Annotated in this window: 14 protein-coding genes; 4 read left to right on the forward strand and 10 right to left on the reverse strand. The window is 58.5% G+C overall.

What is annotated here, in order from left to right; genetic code table 11:
* The first annotated feature begins 120 nt into the window (after positions 1-120).
* The 3 genes from Q7U49_RS02180 (at position 121) to Q7U49_RS02190 (ending at position 5,056) form a co-directional block, all read left to right on the forward strand.
* Positions 121-3,036, forward strand: a complete 2,916-nt coding sequence (locus tag Q7U49_RS02180) for a ribonucleoside-diphosphate reductase subunit alpha (protein ID WP_304762111.1) — start codon at positions 121-123, stop codon at positions 3,034-3,036.
* Between the two features lie 125 nt (positions 3,037-3,161).
* Positions 3,162-4,367, forward strand: coding sequence for a ribonucleotide-diphosphate reductase subunit beta (locus Q7U49_RS02185; protein WP_304762112.1), 1,206 nt, complete (start codon positions 3,162-3,164; stop codon positions 4,365-4,367).
* A gap of 167 nt (positions 4,368-4,534) precedes the next feature.
* Positions 4,535-5,056, forward strand: a complete 522-nt coding sequence (locus Q7U49_RS02190; protein ID WP_304762113.1) for a histone — start codon at positions 4,535-4,537, stop codon at positions 5,054-5,056.
* 56 nt (positions 5,057-5,112) lie between these two features.
* On the opposite strand, the gene Q7U49_RS02195 is transcribed toward Q7U49_RS02190, so the two are convergent.
* The 6 genes from Q7U49_RS02195 to Q7U49_RS02220 all read right to left on the reverse strand — a co-directional run bounded on the left by Q7U49_RS02195 (position 5,113) and on the right by Q7U49_RS02220 (position 10,075).
* Positions 5,113-6,066 (reverse strand): zinc-ribbon and DUF3426 domain-containing protein, encoded by a 954-nt coding sequence (locus Q7U49_RS02195; RefSeq protein ID WP_304762114.1) that lies wholly within the window; start codon positions 6,064-6,066, stop codon positions 5,113-5,115.
* A 37-nt stretch (positions 6,067-6,103) separates the two neighbouring features.
* Complete coding sequence (prmA, locus tag Q7U49_RS02200) at positions 6,104-6,991, reverse strand: 50S ribosomal protein L11 methyltransferase (protein WP_304762115.1); 888 nt, start codon at positions 6,989-6,991, stop codon at positions 6,104-6,106.
* A 12-nt stretch (positions 6,992-7,003) separates the two neighbouring features.
* On the reverse strand, positions 7,004-8,353 hold the full coding sequence (accC, locus tag Q7U49_RS02205) for an acetyl-CoA carboxylase biotin carboxylase subunit (RefSeq protein WP_304762116.1): 1,350 nt from the start codon (positions 8,351-8,353) through the stop codon (positions 7,004-7,006).
* Positions 8,354-8,368: 15 nt separating this feature from the next.
* On the reverse strand, positions 8,369-8,818 hold the full coding sequence (gene accB, locus Q7U49_RS02210) for an acetyl-CoA carboxylase biotin carboxyl carrier protein (protein ID WP_304762117.1): 450 nt from the start codon (positions 8,816-8,818) through the stop codon (positions 8,369-8,371).
* 124 nt (positions 8,819-8,942) lie between these two features.
* Positions 8,943-9,485, reverse strand: a complete 543-nt coding sequence (locus tag Q7U49_RS02215; RefSeq protein WP_304762118.1) for a TlpA disulfide reductase family protein — start codon at positions 9,483-9,485, stop codon at positions 8,943-8,945.
* Positions 9,482-10,075 (reverse strand): hypothetical protein, encoded by a 594-nt coding sequence (locus tag Q7U49_RS02220; RefSeq protein WP_304762119.1) that lies wholly within the window; start codon positions 10,073-10,075, stop codon positions 9,482-9,484. Before Q7U49_RS02220 ends, Q7U49_RS02215 begins: the two co-directional genes overlap by 4 nt.
* A gap of 89 nt (positions 10,076-10,164) precedes the next feature.
* Here Q7U49_RS02220 and mpl point away from each other — a divergent pair, with 89 nt between their 5' ends.
* Positions 10,165-11,565 (forward strand): UDP-N-acetylmuramate:L-alanyl-gamma-D-glutamyl-meso-diaminopimelate ligase, encoded by a 1,401-nt coding sequence (mpl, locus tag Q7U49_RS02225; protein ID WP_304762120.1) that lies wholly within the window; start codon positions 10,165-10,167, stop codon positions 11,563-11,565.
* 32 nt (positions 11,566-11,597) lie between these two features.
* On the opposite strand, the gene Q7U49_RS02230 is transcribed toward mpl, so the two are convergent.
* The 4 genes from Q7U49_RS02230 to dtd form a co-directional block, all read right to left on the reverse strand.
* Positions 11,598-12,734, reverse strand: coding sequence for a 3-deoxy-7-phosphoheptulonate synthase (locus Q7U49_RS02230; protein WP_304762121.1), 1,137 nt, complete (start codon positions 12,732-12,734; stop codon positions 11,598-11,600).
* Between the two features lie 235 nt (positions 12,735-12,969).
* On the reverse strand, positions 12,970-14,430 hold the full coding sequence (gene tldD / locus Q7U49_RS02235; RefSeq protein ID WP_304762122.1) for a metalloprotease TldD: 1,461 nt from the start codon (positions 14,428-14,430) through the stop codon (positions 12,970-12,972).
* 79 nt (positions 14,431-14,509) lie between these two features.
* On the reverse strand, positions 14,510-15,664 hold the full coding sequence (gene rodA, locus Q7U49_RS02240; protein WP_304762123.1) for a rod shape-determining protein RodA: 1,155 nt from the start codon (positions 15,662-15,664) through the stop codon (positions 14,510-14,512).
* Between the two features lie 7 nt (positions 15,665-15,671).
* The gene (dtd, locus tag Q7U49_RS02245) at positions 15,672-16,148 is read right to left on the reverse strand and encodes a D-aminoacyl-tRNA deacylase (protein ID WP_304762124.1); all 477 of its coding nucleotides are present in this window, start codon (positions 16,146-16,148) and stop codon (positions 15,672-15,674) included.
* Positions 16,149-16,153: the final 5 nt, after the last annotated feature.

A 16,153-nucleotide genomic window follows, 5' to 3' on the forward strand; every position in this document is an offset into this window, starting at 1 on the left:
GTGTCATAACCGATTCACAACCCTAGATATAGTGATAAGCTAAGGCATTCGATCACGCGCACGCAGCTGCTAAAAGCTGCCTCGCCATTCATTTCCGCACCAGTTTCAAGAGAGGATGCCATGCAAACTGCCCAGACCACTTCCAGCACACCTTACAGCAACATGCCGAGCCGATCCGAATCAGGCGAGCCATCTGCGACTTCTGCCGGAACATTGAGTCAATACCAAATCCTCCGGCGCAACGGTGCCGTGGTGCCTTTCGAGCCCAACAAAATTGCCGTGGCCATGATGAAGGCCTTTCTGGCAGTGCATGGCACCCAGGGCGCCGCGTCCGCCAGTGTGCGTGAGACCGTTGAGGTGCTTACCCAGGTCGTGATCAAGGCGCTGATGCGTTCGCGCCCGGCCGGTGGCACCTTTCACATTGAAGACGTGCAGGACCAGGTGGAACTGGGTCTGATGCGCGAAGGGCACCACGAAATTGCCCGCGCCTATGTGCTGTACCGCGAGAAACGCAGCCAGGAACGCGCGCAAAAGGTGGTTCAACAGGCGCCTGCGGCCCCGCTGTTGCATGCCGTTGACAAGGGCCAGCGTGTGGTGCTGGATCTGGCACGCCTGCAAGGGATCATTGTGGACGCCTGCAGCGGCCTGGGTGCTGATGTCAAGCCCGAGCCCATCATGGCAGAGACGCTGCGCAACCTCTATGACGGCGTGCCCATGGACGAGGTCTACAAAGCCTCGGTGCTGGCGGCCCGCACCCTGATTGAAAAAGACCCGGACTACACCTACGCCACCGCGCGCTTGCTGTTTCACACCATCGCCAAAGAGATATTGGGTGAAGACGTGGCGCAAGCTGACATGCCCCAGGCCTACGCCGACTACTTTCCGCAGTTCATCAAACGCGGCGTTGAGAACGAGTTGCTCGATGAAAAACTGCAGCAGTTTGACCTGGTGCGACTGGCCGGCGCCCTCAAGGCCGAACGTGATCTGCAATTCGATTACCTCGGCCTGCAAACCCTTTATGACCGCTATTTTTTGCACATTGGCAAACAGCGCATCGAACTGCCGCAAGCGTTTTTCATGCGCGTCGCCATGGGCCTGTCGCTCAATGAAATCGACCGCGAAGCCCGTGCCATCGAGTTCTACGAGGTGCTGTCCTCGTTCGACTTCATGTCATCCACGCCCACCCTGTTCAACAGCGGCAGCCTGCGCTCGCAACTTTCAAGTTGTTACCTGACCACGGTGCCCGACGACCTTGACGGCATTTACGAGTCGATCAAGGAAAACGCCTTGCTGTCCAAGTTTGCCGGCGGCCTGGGCAATGACTGGACCCGCGTGCGCGCGCTAGGCAGTCACATCAAGGGCACCAACGGCGAATCGCAGGGCGTGGTGCCTTTCCTGAAAGTGGTCAACGACACGGCGGTGGCGGTAAACCAGGGTGGCAAGCGCAAGGGCGCGGTCTGCACCTACCTGGAAACCTGGCACCTCGACATCGAAGAGTTTCTGGAACTGCGTAAAAACACCGGCGACGACCGCCGCCGAACGCACGACATGAACACCGCCAACTGGATTCCGGACCTGTTCATGCGCCGCGTCATGGAAAAAGGCCAGTGGACCCTGTTCTCGCCCAACAACGTGCCCGACCTGCACGACAAGTTCGGCATCGCCTTTGAGCAGGCTTATGTGGCCTACGAAGAAAAAGCGGCGCGCGGCGAGATCAAGCCCTGCCGCACGGTGCAGGCGTCCGACCTGTGGCGCAAGATGCTGACCATGCTGTTCGAGACTGGCCACCCCTGGATCACGTTCAAGGATGCCTGCAACATCCGATCACCGCAACAACATGTGGGCGTGGTGCACTCCAGCAACCTGTGCACCGAGATCACCCTCAACACCAGCAACACGGAAACAGCGGTCTGCAACCTGGGCTCGGTCAATTTGTTGCAGCATTTGAAGGACGGCGCAATCGATCACGCCAAACTGCAAAAAACCATCACCACCGCCATGCGCATGCTTGACAACGTGATTGACATCAACTACTACGCGGTCAAAAAGGCGCGGGACTCCAACCTGCGGCACCGCCCGGTGGGGCTTGGCCTGATGGGCTTCCAGGACAGCCTGTACGAGTTGCGCCTGCCCTATGCGAGCGAGGCGGCGGTGCAGTTCGCCGACGAGTCCATGGAGGCCATCTGTTACTACGCCTACCAGGCGTCCACCGAACTGGCACGCGAACGTGGCCAGTATTCCAGCTACAAGGGCTCCTTGTGGGACCAGGGCATCCTGCCCATCGACACGCTGGACCGGCTCGCACACGAGCGGGGTGGTTATGTCGAGGTTGACCGTTCCAGCACCCTCGACTGGGATGCATTGCGGCAAAAAATTGCCCAGCACGGCATGCGTAATTCCAACTGTGTGGCCATTGCGCCCACCGCCACCATTTCCAACATCATTGGTGTCGACGCCTCCATTGAACCCTGCTTTGGCAACCTCTCGGTCAAGTCCAATCTATCGGGTGAATTCACCATCATCAACAGCTATCTGGTGCGCGACCTCAAGCGCATTGACCTGTGGGATGATGTGATGGTGATGGACCTCAAACATTTCGATGGTTCACTGGCCCCCATCGATCGCGTTCCGCAGGAAATCAAGTCGTTGTACGCCACCGCTTTTGAAGTCGAGACCCGCTGGCTGGTAGAAGCTGCCGCGCGGCGCCAAAAGTGGATCGACCAGGCGCAGTCACTCAACATTTACATGGCCGGCGCGTCGGGTAAAAAACTCGATGACACCTACAAGTTGGCCTGGGTGCGTGGCCTCAAAACCACCTATTACCTGCGCACACAGTCGGCCACCCATGTGGAGAAATCGACGGTGACAGCGGGCCGTTTGAATGCCGTTTCATCCAGCGGCGAACTATCGGATCAGGGTGGTCTGACTGCACTCGATGCCGCGGCCGCGGCGGCACGACAACAGATGGCCAACGTTCCTGCCACGGACATCAAGTTCTGTGGTGTCGATGACCCAACGTGTGAGTCCTGCCAGTAAGCAGAACCGGGGCTCATTCGATGCGATGCTGTCACACCACAGTGCGGCAAGCATGAGCACCCGACACTCTCAAAATTCTTTCTATTTTTGACGCAAGATCTCATAATTCACCGATTGGAAAAAACATGTTGACCTGGGACGACGAAGTACTACCCACTGCCAGTTTGCATCCCCCCGAAGCCAGCCGCCCGAATCCGCTGATGGCTGGGCGTTTTGCTGACCCCGCCGCCGCCGTGGCTGAGTTTGCGCCCACGCCAAACGTCACCAAAGCTGTACCGGCGTCCGCGCAAAAGGCGCCATTGGCAGCCCCGCAACGCCGCGTCAATGCCGCAGACAAGCGCATCATCAACGGCAAGACCGATGTCAATCAGTTGGTGCCCTTCAAGTACAAGTGGGCTTGGGAAAAATACCTGTCAAGTTGTGCCAATCACTGGATGCCACAAGAAGTCAACATGACCCGTGATATTGCGCTTTGGAAGGACCCCAACGGCCTGACCGAAGACGAGCGCCGCATCGTTAAACGCAACCTCGGTTTTTTTGTGACCGCAGATTCACTGGCGGCCAACAACATCGTGCTCGGCACCTACCGCCACATCACCGCACCCGAGTGCCGTCAGTTCTTGCTGCGCCAGGCTTTCGAGGAAGCCATTCACACCCACGCTTACCAGTACATTGTGGAATCCCTGGGACTGGACGAGGGCGAGATTTTCAGTGCTTACAACGAAGTCAAATCCATCCGTGACAAGGATGAGTTCCTGATCCCGTTCATTGAGGCCATCATGGACCCGCAGTTCAAGACTGGCACACCGGAGGCTGATCAGACCCTGCTCAAGTCACTGATCGTATTCGCCTGCCTGATGGAAGGCCTGTTCTTCTATGTCGGGTTTACCCAGATTCTGGCATTGGGCCGGCAAAACAAAATGACCGGTGCCGCGGAGCAATACCAGTACATCCTGCGTGATGAATCCATGCATTGCAACTTTGGCATTGACCTGATCAACCAGCTCAAGCTGGAAAACCCGCAACTCTGGAATGCAGAATTCAAAGCCGAGATCAAAGCTTTGTTTGAAACCGCGGTCGATCTTGAATACCGCTATGCCGAAGACACCATGCCACGTGGCGTGCTGGGCATGAACGCGTCCATGTTCAAAGGTTACCTGCGCTACATCGCCAACCGCCGGGCCACCCAGATTGGGCTGGAGGCGCTGTTTCCCAATGAAGAAAACCCGTTCCCCTGGATGAGTGAAATGATCGACTTGAAGAAAGAGCGTAATTTCTTCGAGACGCGTGTCATTGAATACCAGTCTGGCGGCGCCTTGTCCTGGGAATAACAGCGACGTATGACCAAGCTCTTTTCACAAGCTTCCAAGCCATCTCATGGTGGCAAAGTCTTGTTGACCCCCGTTCATGGTGCTGGGAACCTGCCCAACACCATGGATCACTTGACGCGCAATGATTTTCGTCAAGTGCTCTTTGCAAATTGATCAAGGAGATTGACATGGCCACTGCAAAAAAACCTGCTGCCAAGCCTGCCGCCAAACCCGTAGCAAAAGCTGCTGCCAAACCCGCAGCTAAACCAGCCGCAAAAGCTGTTGCCAAGCCCGCTGCAAAAGCAGCCGTCAAACCGGTCGCAAAAGCTGCTGCCAAACCAGCGGCAAAAGCTGCTGCCAAGCCGGTCGCAAAAGCTGCTGCCAAACCAGCGGCAAAAGCTGCTGCCAAACCAGCGGCAAAAGCTGCTGCCAAACCAGCGGCAAAAACTGCTGCCAAACCAGCAGCAAAAGCAGCCGCCAAACCAGCAGCAAAAGCAGCCGCCAAACCGGTCGCAAAAGCTGCTGCCAAACCAGCCGCTAAGGTTGCTGCAAAGCCAGCCGCTAAAGCCGTCGCCAAGCCAGCCGCTAAAGCCGCTGCCAAAAAAACGGCTCCCGCAAAAAAGACTACCAAAGCACCCGTGGCCCCTGCAGCCCACACCAAGCTCAATCCACAAGCAGCCTGGCCGTTCCCATCCGGAAAAAAACCCTGATCCATCACTTGTCCCGAAGTACCAGCCCGATGCCCAAACTGCATCGGGCTTCCCTGTCAGGGATAAAAAATCAGCAATCGGTAACCCTGCGCGCGTGCATGCGTGAAATTTGCGCGAAGCTGCAAATAGCTTGTTACCGACCATTCACTTGCTGACGCCACAGTCGCCGTTGCAACGCCCAACTCGGCCGGTGTAAAAACACGTCGAATCACAGGCTGGCCTGTCAGATCGGTCAATGTCAGTTCGACCGCAGGCAAAGCCAATTCAAAGCGCGACTTGTTTTTCACGACAAATCGCAATTCAAAACTATCCTGGCCTACCTGCTGAAAGGTCGCGGCATCAATCGCAAGACTTTCAATGCCTTGCAGGGGCGATACGCGACAAGCCAGAAGCTCGCAAGCCGAGAGAAGGGACGTCTTCATGACAGGAAATGAGGCAGACAATTGGTCGCGTTCACGGTACACGCCCTGAAGCAGCAAACCGACCAGCAGCAGCCCCACCACCCCCCAGAACAGCACCGGTTGGCTCCCTCGATGCGCACCTGACGGGCCGTCCGGTACCAGCATGAACGAAACAGGCGCCGCCAATGGCGCCAGACTGGTGGCCGCTGGCTCCGCTGCATCTGATTCAGATTCGGATGAAGGCTTGATGAGGAGCGCTGCCGATGCCCATGACCCCTCTGCTGAGAACGGGGCTGTCAACGGCCCGTCCTGCGCTGGGCCGTCGGCTGTTGAAAGCGATGGACCTCGTTGGTTGCCGCTGAAAGACATGGCTTGCTGCTCATCACGCGACAAGCCTTCCGGACTCAAGATTTGCGCTTGAGCCTGGTCACCCGTTGGCGCGACAGCCTCTGAGGTCAAGGACTCGGTCTCAGCATTGACCCACTGCTGTGAGGCATCAAAAACTTCGCCACACTGACCGCAACGGACCCAACCATCCGAAATTCGCAACTGGTCAGGCACGACCCGGTAAGAGGTTTGGCATGCGGGGCAACGGGCGATCAAGTTCATGAAATCTGATACCTCCTGGCCATGCCGTCAAGCCGATTTATTTTGTTGCCGTCATCAGGATCCAACCGTCTTCAGCATCGGCCACTTGCAGCGCGCAATAAGGCGCATAGGCCGCCTTGAGCTCATCGGCCTGGCGCGCCAGAATGCCCGCCAGCACCAACTTGCCCCCCGGAGCCACGCGCGACCAAAGCAGCGGCGCCAGGACCTTCAGGGGTGTTGCCAGAATATTGGCCAACACCGTCTGGTACACACCACTGGCCGTTTCAGGCAGACCCGCATGCAAGTCCACATGATTGGCCTGTGCATTGAGCACGGTGGATTCCACCGCAGCCAGATCAATATCGACCGCATCAATGTCGCTAGCGCCAAACTTGGCGGCCCCAATGGCGAGGATGCCGGAACCACAACCATAGTCCAACACACGGGTCAGTGCCGGTGCACCACCATGACTGGCAATCCAGCGCAAGCACATGCGCGTGGTCGGATGGGTGCCGGTACCAAAGGCCAGACCCGGGTCAAGACGAATCACGATGCGGGCTTCGGCAGGGGGCTCATGCCAGGTGGGCACAATCCAGAATTCAGGCGTGATGTCCACCGGCGCGAACTGCGACTGGGTCAAGCGCACCCAGTCCTGCTCCGGCACGTGCTGAATCCCCAGAACCGAACAGTCATCAAAAAAGTCCTGCGCCTGCAACAGTTCCAGCGTGGCTTGCGCCTGTTCACGGCCTTGAAACAGGGCCAGCACCCGGGAGCGCTGCCAGCCCTCTTTCGGTGGCGGCATGCCCGGCTCGCCAAACAGTGCCTGCTCGGCATCGGTTTGGGCATCAGCGTCTTCCACGCTGACGCTCAAGGCATCCAGGGCGTCCAGCGCGTCACTCACGGCCTCAACCCGGTGCTCCGGGCACATCAATCGCAGTTCAAACATGAGTCGGGTCAATCACCGGTTGTGGTTGGCAAGCCAAGCTTCAAGGTAATGGATATTGGTGCCACCTTCCATGAACTTGGCATCGACCATCAACTCACGATGCAAGGCGATGTTGGTGTTGATGCCCTCCACGACCGTTTCACCCAAGGCGGTGCGCATGCGCGCCAGGGCCTGCTCGCGGGTATCGCCATGAACAATGATTTTCCCGATCATCGAGTCGTAGTTGGGTGGCACAAAATAATTGGTGTAGATGTGCGAGTCCACACGCACGCCAGGACCGCCCGGGGGGTGCCACATGGTGATGCGTCCTGGTGAAGGAATGCACTTGTACGCATCTTCAGCGTTCAGACGACATTCAATGGCGTGACCATGAATCTGGATCTGGCGCTGGGTAAACGGCAATTTTTCGCCAGCTGCCACCATGATTTGCGTCTTGACGATGTCAATGCCCGTGATCCACTCGGTCACCGGGTGCTCGACCTGCACGCGGGTATTCATCTCAATGAAATAAAACTCACCGTCCTCATACAAAAACTCAAAGGTACCCGCACCTCGGTAGCCAATTTTTTTGCACGCTGCCACACAACGCTCGCCGACGCGCTCGATGAGCTTGCGTGGAATACCGGGCGCCGGGGCTTCCTCGATGACCTTCTGGTGGCGCCGTTGCATGGAGCAGTCGCGCTCACCCAGATAAACCGCGTTTTTGTATTTGTCGGCCAGGATCTGGATTTCGACATGGCGCGGATTCTGCAAATACTTTTCCATGTAGACCGCCGGGTTGCCAAAGGCGGCACCCGCTTCGCTTTTGGTCATGGCGACCGCGTTGATCAGCGCCGCCTCGGTGTGCACCACCCGCATGCCGCGACCACCCCCACCACCTGCTGCCTTGATGATGACCGGGTAACCGACCATTTTGGCAATACGCTTGATTTGCACCGGGTCGTCGGGCAGCTCGCCTTCAGAGCCGGGAACGCAGGGCACACCCGCCTTGATCATGGCTTGTTTGGCCGACACCTTGTCGCCCATGATACGGATCGACTCCGGCGTGGGGCCAATGAACTGAAAACCGCTGCGCTCGACCCGCTCGGCAAAATCAGCGTTTTCGCTCAAAAAACCATAACCAGGGTGAATGGCTTCGGCATCGGTCACTTCAGCCGCTGAAATAATGGCCGGCATGTTCAGGTAACTGAGCGCCGAAGAAGCTGGCCCGATACAGACGGCCTCTTCCGCCAACTTGACGTATTTGGCGTCGCGATCCGCCTCGGAATACACCATGACGGCCTTGACGCCCAGCTCGCGGCAGGCGCGCTGGATCCGCAAGGCGATTTCGCCCCGATTGGCAACCAGAATTTTTTTAAACATGAAGGACGCCTGACGTTAGTCGATGATGAACAGGGGTTGGCCGTATTCGACCGCTTGACCGTTGTCAGTCAAAATGCGCCGCACCGTGCCGCTCTTGTCGGATTCAATTTCATTGAGGATTTTCATGGCCTCGATGATGCACAGGGTCTGCCCCTCCTTGACCACATCACCGAGTTCAACAAAAGATTTGGCGCCAGGCGACGCAGAACGGTAGAAAGTGCCCACCATCGGCGACTTGACAGTGTGACCGGTTTCAACCGGCGCAGCCACCACGACAGTTTCAGGTGCGGCAACGGGTGCCAAGGGAGTCGGGCTGACGGGCTGCCCGACGGGTGCAAGTTGCTGAACCACGGCACCGCCACCTTTGACAATGCGGATTTTTCCTTCGGCTTCGGTGATTTCGAGCTCGGAGACGTTTGATTCCGACACCAGGTCGATCAATGTTTTGAGTTTTCTGAGATCCATGGGGGCTCCAACGAAAAATAATTAACAGCCAACAGAAATTCACTTTATTTTGCGTGAAATTGCAATTAATTTTCAACAAAACAAGCTAACTAGGCTTTATTTTACATTTTCTTTGCCACGTCGATCAAGCCGGCAATTGCCCCCAGAGACGCAAGTCCTCGTTTGTCAGCTTGCCCATTTTACGGTGCAGAACGTCTCCCTGCGCACCAAACACCACGGTAAAGGGCAAGGCACCACTTAAATTCCCAAGCGATCGACTCATCTCGATCCCCGGAAAACCGGCTAAAGCCACCGGAAAAGAAAGCGGTGAGCGAGCCAGAAAGCGCGTCACTGGCGCCGCCTGGTCAACCGCCAAACCTAGAACTTGCCAGCCTTTAAGCTTATTTTCCATAAAAAAACTGTCAATTAACGGCAGTTCTTCAACGCAGGGAGGGCACCAGGTGGCCCAAAAATTCAACAACAAAGGCTTGCCCTTGAAGCCACTGGTCGACAACTTGGCTCCATCCAACTGCGTGAACTGTTGCTGCCAAAAGAGGCTCTCAACCTCTGAAAGCATTTGCGACTGACGCCTCGAGGTGCGCCAGGCCAAGCCTGCACCCACACCCGCCAGGCCCAAACCAGCCGCCGCAGCCAACCAGCCACGTCTGGACGGTTGCAAGCCACTCATGTCGTCACTGGCGACAACAGGCGTCGCACCGCTTTGGCATCGCCCCGTGGCGCGCGTCCTTTGGCATCGGCCTTGAGTGCGCCCCGGACATCATCGAAATCATAAATCATCAGATGCACCCCAATGTCTTCGTTCAACTCAGCAGAAAACGCGTGCACGCTCAAGGCATCCACAGCTTCGCCGTTGAAGCCCGTGACCGTGCGCGCCACATAGCTTACACGCTGGTCGATCAAAGCGATCTCGGCCGACTTGCTGTCATCACAAAACAACTGCAGATAGATGTCCGACTTCCGCGTGGCTGCGCCATGCCACACCGCGCCCCCCAGATGAGGACGAAACTCGGCCAGGCGCGCCATCCAGTCCAGTGCCAGACGCCGCAAGGCCTGCAACTCTTGCGGCTGGGTATCGGCACAGAATACTGCAATGTAATCCATCACGGCGTCTTCGAGTACCTCGTTGGAAGGCAGCATTCCACGGCCACTCAAGCCCAGTTCCTGGGCGGCACGGCGCTTGGCGGGGCCATACTCGAGCCCTTCTTCCACCACCCAGCGGGCGGCCTGCGCTGCAATTTCAGATTGATCATCGGTCATAGAGCCCCATTTTGCCCCGACCGAGGTTCTCCACCTCCTTAAAGGGAATGGGCCAGGCTCCCCCTTGGCTGCCCGCCTAAAATCCGGCGATGCATATTCACATTCTTGGTATCTGCGGCACCTTCATGGGAGGACTTGCCGCCCTGGCGCGCGAAGCTGGCCACACCGTCACCGGCTGCGACGCAGGCGTGTACCCGCCCATGAGCGACCAGTTGCGCGCCCTCGGCATTGACCTGATGGAGGGCTACAGCGCCGACCAACTGACGCTCAAGCCCGACATGTTTGTGATCGGGAACGTGGTCAGCCGCGCACGCTTGAGCGACGGCATGCCCAAATTCCCGCTGATGGAGGCCATCCTTGACGCCGGCTTGCCCTACACCAGCGGCCCCCAATGGCTGGCCGATCACATCCTGCCAGGCCGCCATGTGATCGCCATTGCCGGCACCCACGGCAAAACCACCACGACCGCCATGACCAGCTGGATTCTGGATCAGGCGGGCTTGCAGCCTGGTTTTTTGATCGGTGGCGTGCCGCTGAATTTTGGCGTCTCGGCCCGGCTGGGCCAGGGCAAGGCCTTTGTCATCGAGGCCGATGAGTACGACACCGCGTTTTTTGACAAGCGCAGCAAATTCGTGCATTACCGCCCTCGCACAGCCGTGCTCAACAACCTGGAGTTTGATCACGCTGACATTTTTGACGATCTGGCGGCCATCGAGCGACAATTTCACCATTTGCTGCGCACCGTGCCCGGCAAAGGCGCGCACGGTGGCGGCCGGGTGGTCGTCAACGGCCTGGAAGAAAGCCTGGCCCGCGTGCTGCACATGGGCTTCTGGAGCGCGGTGCGCAGCTTTGGCGCAGCGGTCAGTGACTTCACTGCCCAAGGCGAGGCCAACGACTTTGAGGTGTTGTGTCAAGGCCAGTCCGTTGGCCGCGTGACCTGGTCGCTGACCGGCAGCCACAACCAGCTCAACGCGCTGGCGGCCATTGCGGCCGCTGAACACCTGGGCGTGGCGCCCCAGCTTGCAGCGCAGGCGCTGGGTAGTTTCGAGAATGTAAAGCGCCGCATGGAGCTGCGCGGCACCGTCCCAACAGTCACCGGAAGCATCACGGTTTACGACGACTTTGCCCATCACCCCACGGCCATTCGCACCACCGTCGACGGCCTGCGCCGCACCCTCAAGGCCGGCGAGCGCATTTTGGCGGTGTTTGAGCCGCGCTCCAACACCATGAAGCTGGGCACCATGAAGGCGCAATTACCCTGGAGCCTGGAACAGGCCGACCTGGCCTTTTGCCACAGCGCCGGGCTGGGCTGGGATGCCACCGAGGTGCTGGCAGGCATGGGTGTTCGGGCGCTGGTGACGGACAACATTGGCACCCTGGTTGAGCAAGTCAGCCAGGCTGCCAGGGGCGGTGATCACATCCTTTGCATGAGCAACGGTGGCTTTTCCGGCGTTCATACCAAGCTGCTGCAGGCGCTGCGCAGCCGATAGCCCGACAGGACCTCCTGGATTCCGGAGCGGGCCTATCGCGCGCGCCGTGCCAAGACGGCTTTTGACAGCACGTCCAGGCATTCAAGCGAATCGTCCCAGCCCAGGCAGGCATCGGTGATGCTCTTGCCAAATTCGAGCTTGTCGGATTTGTCTTTGCCCGGGGTGAACTTTTGCGCCCCGGCGTTCAGGTGGCTTTCGACCATGACGCCAAACACGCTGTGCGAACCACTGGCGATTTGGGTGGCAATGTCGCGTGCCACATCGAGCTGTTTCTCATGCTGCTTGCTGCTGTTGGCGTGGCTGCAGTCCACCATCAGAGTGGCCGGCAATTTGGCTTTTTCCAGTTCGGCACAGGCCGCAGCCACGCTGGCGGCGTCATAGTTGGGCGCTTTGCCGCCGCGCAAAATGACGTGACAGTCTTTGTTGCCGTTGGTTTGCACAATCGCCACCTGGCCGTTTTTGTGCACCGATAAGAAATGATGGCCACCAGCAGCCGCCTGAATCGCATCGGTGGCGATCCGGATGTTGCCGTCGGTGCCATTCTTGAAGCCGATCGGCGCCGACAGACCGGACGCCAGTTCGCGGTGCACCTGGCTTTCGGTGGTGCGGGCACCAATTGCGCCCCATGCAATCAGGTCGCCCAGGTACTGCGGAGAGATCACATCCAGAAACTCACTGCCCGCGGGCAGGCCCAGGCGGTTGATCTCAATCAACAACTGGCGTGCAATGCGCAGGCCTTCATCGATGCGGAAGGATTCGTCCAGGTAGGGGTCGTTGATGAGGCCTTTCCAGCCCACCGTGGTGCGTGGCTTCTCGAAATACACGCGCATCACAATTTCCAGCGTGTCAGCGTATTTGTCGCGCTGCTCTTTCAAGCGGCGGGCGTACTCGATGGCCGCCGCCGGGTCATGAATCGAGCATGGGCCAATGATCACCAGCAGCCGGTCGTCCTTGCCCGCCATGATGTGATGAATATGGCGCCGGGTGCTGCTGATCATCTTCTCCACGGGTGTCCCCTGAATCGGAAAAAAGCGGATCAAATGCTCGGGCGGCGGTAACACGGTGATGTCCTTGATGCGTTCGTTATCTGTCTGACCGGTGCGGTCAGTGGCGGGACTTGGCGAGTTGGTACCCCAGGCATCTTTATCAGCAGTGGCTTTGGCATTCATGGGCGGTTTCCTCATAAAGTTGAGATCAAAAACACATAAAAAAACCGCCGGGTGTGCCGGCGGTTTTTCAAGATTCAGTACGTTTGGATCAGCTACGTTCAGAACTCTCTACCGCCGGTGGCGCTTGAGAACCAAAAATAAGCAAAGAAAAAATACACTGACTTCATGGCATTGAAATGTAGCACAGTCGCGTCAACCCAAACTGACAGGGTCGGCCATCATGTCTAACTTGACTTCAAGCCGTGCCGCCGACCGTCAGGCCGTCAATCCGCAGCGTGGGCTGCCCCACACCAACAGGCACACTTTGCCCTTCTTTACCGCAGGTGCCGACACCGCTGTCGAGCTTCATGTCATTGCCGATCAAGCTGACACGCTTCAGCACATCAGGCCCGCTGCCCACCAGCGTCGCGCCCTTGACCGGGTACAAAATCTTGCCGTTTTCGACCCAGTAGGCCTGGCTTGCCGAGAACACGAACTTGCCTGAGGTGATGTCCACCTGGCCACCCCCGAAATTGGTGGCATAAAGGCCTTTCTTGATGCTGGCCACAATTTCCTCGGGGGCCTTGTCGCCGCCCAGCATGTAGGTGTTGGTCATGCGCGGAATCGGCACATGCGCGTAGCTTTCACGCCGTCCATTGCCTGTTGGCTTGACGCCCATCAGGCGGGCGTTCATGGCATCCTGAATGTAGCCTTTGAGAATGCCGTCTTCAATCAGCACATTGCGGCCACTGGCATTGCCTTCGTCATCAACGTTGAGCGAACCGCGCCGGTCACTCAGCGTGCCATCGTCCAGCACGGTCACCCCTTTGGCGGCCACCCGTTGGCCAATCCGGCCACTGAAGGCACTGGACCCCTTGCGGTTGAAGTCACCTTCCAGGCCATGACCGATGGCTTCGTGCAGCAAAATGCCAGGCCAACCTGAACCCAGTACCACCGTCATTTCCCCCGCAGGCGCAGGCCGCGCCTCCAGATTGGTCAGCGCAGCCGAGACCGCCTCGTCGACATACTGGCCGATCAGCGCGTCATCAAAATAGGCAAAACCAAAACGGCCACCGCCGCCAGCTGAACCCATCTCGCGACGGCCTTGTTGCTCGGCAATCACGGTCACACTCAGGCGCACCAGCGGGCGCACGTCGGCCGCCAGCGTGCCGTCAGCACGCGCCACCAGCACCACGTCGTACTCTGCCGCCAGCCCCGCCATGACCTGCGCCACGCGCGGATCTTTCGCGCGGGCCAACTGCTCTACTTTTTCGAGCAACTGGACCTTGGCGGTACTGTCGAGGCTGGCAATGGGATCCAGCCCGTTGTACAGGGAGCGGGAAGACGCTATTTTTTTGCTGGGCACACGTGCCCGTCCGACCTGGGCAACGCTGGAGATGGAACGCACCGTGCGCGCGGCATCCAGCAGCGACACTTCGGAAATATCATCCGAGTAGGCAAAAGCCGTTTTCTCACCACTGACGGCGCGCACACCGACCCCCTGGTCAATCGAGAAAGAGCCGGTCTTGACAATGCCTTCTTCCAGGCTCCAGCCTTCGGATCGGGTGTACTGGAAATACAGGTCGGCTTCATCGACCTTGTGCGCCTTGATTTCCGCCAGCGCGCGCGCCAAGTGGGATTCATCCAACCCGAAAGGGGTGAGCAGCAAGGACTTGGCAATGGCCAGGCGTTCAAGGGTGGGTTCGCGTGAAATCATCGCGCGATTTTAGGGCTTGGGGTCAAACAGCCGTGTTGACAGCCCGGCGCAACCCCTTGAGCCATGCGGTAAACCGGACTTACGACTGGACCAGCCGCTTGGATTTGGCAATCGACATCAAGATGCCCAAGCCAAGCCCCAGGGTGACCATGGCGGTGCCGCCATAGCTGATGAACGGCAGCGGCACCCCCACCACTGGCAAAATACCACTGACCATACCCATGTTCACGAAGGCGTAACAGAAGAAAATCATTGCCATCGCGCCACCCAACAAACGGGTAAACACGGTGGGCGCCCCCAGCGCAATCACCAGCGCGCGCAGCACCAAAAAGACAAAAGCAGCGATCAGCAGGATATTGCCAAACAGACCGAACTCTTCAGAAAAAGCGGCAAAAATGAAATCGGTGGTGCGCTCCGGAATGAACTCCAGATGGGTTTGCGTCCCCTGCATGAAGCCCTTGCCCCATAAGCCACCGGAGCCAATCGCGATCATGCCCTGAATGATGTGAAAGCCCTTGCCCAGCGGATCACGCCCCGGGTCCAACAGCGTGCACACCCGCTGTTGCTGGTAGTCGTGCAGCAGCGGCCAGTTGACGCCGTCGGCGCACAGTTCGGGCTCGAACACCACCAGCAAGCTCATGCCCAGCAAAGCCAGAACCAGCGGCGGGGCCACCAACTTCCAGCTCAAGCCGGCAAAAAATATGACGGACAGCCCGGCAGCCAGCACCAGCAGCGAGGTGCCCAGGTCCGGCTGTTTCATGATCAAGCCGACAGGCAGTATCAACAACATGGCCGCCACGATGAAATCCAGTGGCCGCAATTGCCCCTCACGCTTCTGAAACCACCACGCCAACATCAGCGGCATGGCAATCTTGAGAATCTCACTGGGCTGAATGGTCACGCCCACATTCAACCAGCGCCTGGCACCCTTTTTGGTCACGCCGAAGATCGCCACGGCAATCAACAACGCCACGCCCAGAACGTACAGAGGCACCGCCAGGGCCATGAGGCGCTGCGGCGGAATTTGCGCCACCACGAACATGATGAAGCCGGCGATCAGCATATTGCGCGCATGGTCTTCAAAGCGCGTGCCGTGGTCGTAACCCGATGAGTACATGGTCAGCAGCCCCCCGCACACCAGAATGAAGACGGCAAAGGCCAGCGGCCCGTCAAACCCTGAAAACCAGGGTGACAAGCGGCGCGACAAGGAAGGACGTTCAAAAACCAGGGACATGCGGCGATTATCGCGAAGCGCTGCCGCCCGGCGGCACCCGAAGCGGTATCGTCACCGGCCCGTCGTTCAGCAGACAAACCTGCATGTCTGCGCCAAACACACCCGTCTGCACCTGGCTGTGCAGGGCGTGGGCCTGGGCCACCACGTGCTTGTACAAGTGCAGGCCTTCGCCGGGGTCTGCCGCTGCTGCAAAACCTGGCCGGTTGCCGCCTGAGGTGTCAGCCGCCAGCGTGAATTGACTCACCAGCAGCAGCCCCCCCGAATGCCCCAAGCCATCCATGTCTTGCAGACTATGGTTCATCTTGCCCGCAGCATCATTGAAGATGCGCAGCTTCAGGATCTTGGCCAGCAACTTGTCGCCTTGCAGCTCCGTGTCACCCCGCTCGGCGCACAGCAAGACCAGCAGGCCCGGACCAATTTCACCGACCACCGAGCCAGCCACTTCAACCCGGGCGTGGCGCACCCGCTGCAACAAAGCCATCATGAGAG

The organism is Rhodoferax sp. (assembly GCF_030653815.1).
GTDB lineage: Bacteria > Pseudomonadota > Gammaproteobacteria > Burkholderiales > Burkholderiaceae_C > Rhodoferax.

Coding starts and splice junctions, on each gene's coding strand:
- Q7U49_RS02180 (WP_304762111.1), top strand. CDS start 121: ATGCAAACTGCCCAGACCACTTCCAGCACACCTTACAGCAACATGCCG.
- Q7U49_RS02185 (WP_304762112.1), top strand. CDS start 3,162: ATGTTGACCTGGGACGACGAAGTACTACCCACTGCCAGTTTGCATCCC.
- Q7U49_RS02190 (WP_304762113.1), top strand. CDS start 4,535: ATGGCCACTGCAAAAAAACCTGCTGCCAAGCCTGCCGCCAAACCCGTA.
- Q7U49_RS02195 (WP_304762114.1), bottom strand. CDS start 6,066: ATGAACTTGATCGCCCGTTGCCCCGCATGCCAAACCTCTTACCGGGTC.
- prmA (WP_304762115.1), bottom strand. CDS start 6,991: ATGTTTGAACTGCGATTGATGTGCCCGGAGCACCGGGTTGAGGCCGTG.
- accC (WP_304762116.1), bottom strand. CDS start 8,353: ATGTTTAAAAAAATTCTGGTTGCCAATCGGGGCGAAATCGCCTTGCGG.
- accB (WP_304762117.1), bottom strand. CDS start 8,818: ATGGATCTCAGAAAACTCAAAACATTGATCGACCTGGTGTCGGAATCA.
- Q7U49_RS02215 (WP_304762118.1), bottom strand. CDS start 9,485: ATGAGTGGCTTGCAACCGTCCAGACGTGGCTGGTTGGCTGCGGCGGCT.
- Q7U49_RS02220 (WP_304762119.1), bottom strand. CDS start 10,075: ATGACCGATGATCAATCTGAAATTGCAGCGCAGGCCGCCCGCTGGGTG.
- mpl (WP_304762120.1), top strand. CDS start 10,165: ATGCATATTCACATTCTTGGTATCTGCGGCACCTTCATGGGAGGACTT.
- Q7U49_RS02230 (WP_304762121.1), bottom strand. CDS start 12,734: ATGAATGCCAAAGCCACTGCTGATAAAGATGCCTGGGGTACCAACTCG.
- tldD (WP_304762122.1), bottom strand. CDS start 14,430: ATGATTTCACGCGAACCCACCCTTGAACGCCTGGCCATTGCCAAGTCC.
- rodA (WP_304762123.1), bottom strand. CDS start 15,664: ATGTCCCTGGTTTTTGAACGTCCTTCCTTGTCGCGCCGCTTGTCACCC.
- dtd (WP_304762124.1), bottom strand. CDS start 16,148: ATGATGGCTTTGTTGCAGCGGGTGCGCCACGCCCGGGTTGAAGTGGCT.